3 protein-coding genes are annotated in these 2945 nt (G+C 72.0%); all 3 read right to left on the bottom strand.

The window, feature by feature from the left end:
• Positions 1-630, bottom strand: a 630-nt coding sequence (locus tag HY68_RS16715) for a thiamine pyrophosphate-binding protein (protein WP_198533284.1), incomplete at its 3' end; no start/stop codon positions are given.
• A gap of 152 nt (positions 631-782) precedes the next feature.
• Positions 783-2075 carry an MFS transporter gene (locus tag HY68_RS16710; RefSeq protein ID WP_041989571.1) on the bottom strand — a complete coding sequence of 431 codons (1293 nt, stop codon included), beginning with the start codon at positions 2073-2075 and terminating at the stop codon, positions 783-785.
• Positions 2072-2945, bottom strand: an 874-nt coding sequence (locus HY68_RS16705) for an MmgE/PrpD family protein (RefSeq protein ID WP_198533283.1), incomplete at its 5' end; no start/stop codon positions are given. The genes HY68_RS16710 and HY68_RS16705, both read right to left, overlap by 4 nt.

The following is a 2945-nucleotide window of genomic DNA, read 5'->3' as shown; positions in this document are numbered from 1 at the left end:
GGGGGCGCCGGACGGCCGGCTCGCCGCTGTCCAGTGCGCCCGCAGCCGGGAGACGGCGAGCGCGGCCGCCGCGTCGTCGGCCGTGGACTCGGCCGTGGCGACGGCGTCGGGTATCTCCAGATACACCGGGCCCTGCCGGCCGGTCATGGCCTCGTCGACCGCCCGGCCGATCACGGCGGGCACGTCCATGTCGGCGGTGAGCTTCGCCTGCCACTTGGTCGAGGGCGTCACCAACTGCTCGATGTTGAAGCCCTGCCGGACGACGAACGGCAGCCGGCCCGCCGGGTGCTGGCCCGAGATCAGCAGCAGCGGGACCTCTTCGAGATAGGTGTTGAGCAGGCCGTTGACGCCGTTGCTCACACCGGGCGCCAGCGAGAGGACGACGACGCCCGGCAGCCCGGTCAGCTGGGCGTCGGTCGCGGCCATGATGACGGCGGACGACTCGTTGAACGCGGTGCAGTACTCAAGACCCACGGCGGCGAAGGAGTCGAGCAGGGCCATGTGGTCCTCGCCCGGCAGGCCGTACACGCGCCGCAGCCCCAGGCCGTGGAGCGTCTCTGCTACTTGCTGACCGATGATCACAAACCCGATCCCATCTCGCGCCGGACAGATGACATGCGCCGATTGCATGCGTCAACTATGCAAATACAGGTGACTGAATACCCTGGTTTGCGCGGACATATGGTGCGCTAACTCAACTGCGGAGACCCTGTTCGGAAACACGCAGGAAGCATTGCATGCAATCGCAGCGTACGCTCGGGGCAGTGCGAGAGCAAGAGGGGTCAGCGCTCGGGCTCGCGCTCGGCCACGGCGCCGCCGCGGTCCGCGTCGCCGTCCGACTCCTCGCGCAGCGCGGCGGCGAAGCGGGCTCCGATGGCGGGGCGGCGGGCCAGTACCGCCATCGCGACCCCGATGGCGAGCAGCGCGGCGAAGCCGCCGACCAGCACCGACCAGCGCGCCCCGAAGGTGCTGCCCAGCCACCCCACGATCGGCGCGCCGAGGGGGGTCGTGCCCTGGAAGACGATGACGTACAGCGCGATGACCCGGCCGCGCATGTGCCGCGGGGTCGACATCTGCACGGCGGTGTTGCAGCTGTTCATGAGCGTGATCGAGCAGAGCCCGATGGGGACGAGCATGACCGCGTAGAGCGGATAGCTGGGCATCAGCGCCCCCGCCGTCATGCACGTGCCGAAGGCGAGCCCCGCGAAGATCAGCAGTCGCAGCCGTGGCCGCTCACGGCGGCCCGCCAGCAGCGCGGCGCTCAGCGAACCGATCGCCATCACGGAGCCGAGCAGCCCGTACTCCCGCGCACCCCGGTGGAAGGCCCCGGTGGCCATCAGGGCGTTGGTGATCTGGAAGTTGAGGCCGAACGTGCCGACCATCCCGGCGATGAAGAAGATCAGCAGCAGGTCGGGCCGTGAGCGCAGATAGCGCACCCCCTCCCGCACCTGACCACGGCCGCGCGGCAGCCGCTCGCCCAGGAACATCTCGGCGGGCCGCATCCGGATCAGCGCGGTCAGTACGGCGACGAAACTGCCCGCGTTGATCAGGAAGGCGGGCCCCGTGCCGAAGTCGGCGATCAGCACGCCCGCGACGCCGGGGCCGATCAGCCGGGCGATGTTCATGGACGCGCTGTTCATGCCGATGGCGCTCGTGACGTCCTGCCGGGCGACCACCTCGGAGGCGAACGCCTGGCGCGCCGGGTTGTCGAAGGCGGCGGCGAGCCCGAGCCCGAAGGCGCAGACGAACACTTCCCACAGCTCGACGGCGCCGGTCACCACCAGCAGGCCGAGGGTGAGCGCGCTCAGCCCCATGACCGTCTGGGTGCACATCAGCACCCGGCGCTTGGGGAACCGGTCGGCCAGCACCCCGGCGTGCGCCGAGAGCAGCAGCAGCGGCGCGAACTGGAGCCCGGTGGTGATGCCGGCCGCGAGCCCCGAGTGATGCGTCAGCACGGTCAGCACCAGCCAGTCCTGCGCCGTGCGCTGCATCCACGTGCCGGTGTTGGACAGGACGGTCCCGGAGACCCACAGGCGGTAGTTGCGGGTGCGCAGCGCCCGGAAGGCCGAGGTCACAGGCTGCCGCCGAGGAGGCCGGTCAGCGGCCTGACGTCGGGCAGTCCGTCCAGTACGCCGAAGAGTTCCAGCGAACGCGCCACCTGCCCTGCGGGCAGTACGGTCCCGGCGCAGTCGCGGTACTTCTCCGCGAGATCGGCCGCGCTCAGCGGGAGCCCGCCGCGCGGGTCGCCGCGCGAGAAGTGGACGCGCTCGGTCAGCTCGGGCCCGTCCACCAACCGGACCACCACCTCGACGTAGTTCAACTCGGGGTCGGCGGCGGGCCGGTCCGGGTCGGCGACGGGCCGTACCCGCGCGAGCAGCCGGCGCGCCCGCGGCCGGGCCACCTGCCCGTCGGTGAAGGCATCGATGCCGAGGCCGCCGTCGAGGACGGCGGCGGCCAGCACGTACTGCATGCTGAACTTCGCCTGGAGCCCGGTCACCGGCGCCGGATACGTCATGGGCCCGACCCGCCCCGCGGCGTCGACCTCACCGGCCGGCATCCGGACCTCGATCCGGTCCACGTCCGCCGCGCCGAAGCCGTGCCGGCGTACGAGGGTGAGGATCGCGTCGGCCGCGCGGTGGCCCCGGTTGCAGCAGGGGTACTTCTTCACCGCGATACCGGGGTCGAGCACCTGCCAGCCGCCGGTGGCGCGCGGGCTCCCGATGGCGGCCGGGTCGCCGTCGCCCGGCGAGAAGACGGCGGTGAAGCCGCGCTCACCGTCGAGCACGGACGGCGTCGCGGTGAACCCGCGCCGGGCGAGCAGCGCCGCCAGCAGTCCGGCGCGTGCCGCGTTGCCCGCGTGCAGCGGCTTGGTCATGTAGCCGAAGTTCAGCCGGAGTCCCGCCGCGCTCGAAGCGGCGATGCCGAGCGCCGTCGCCGTCCGCGCC

Origin of the sequence: Streptomyces sp. AcH 505 (assembly GCF_000818175.1) — a bacterium.
Lineage (GTDB): Bacteria > Actinomycetota > Actinomycetes > Streptomycetales > Streptomycetaceae > Streptomyces.
This window is presented reverse-complemented; position numbering and strand designations above follow the sequence as displayed.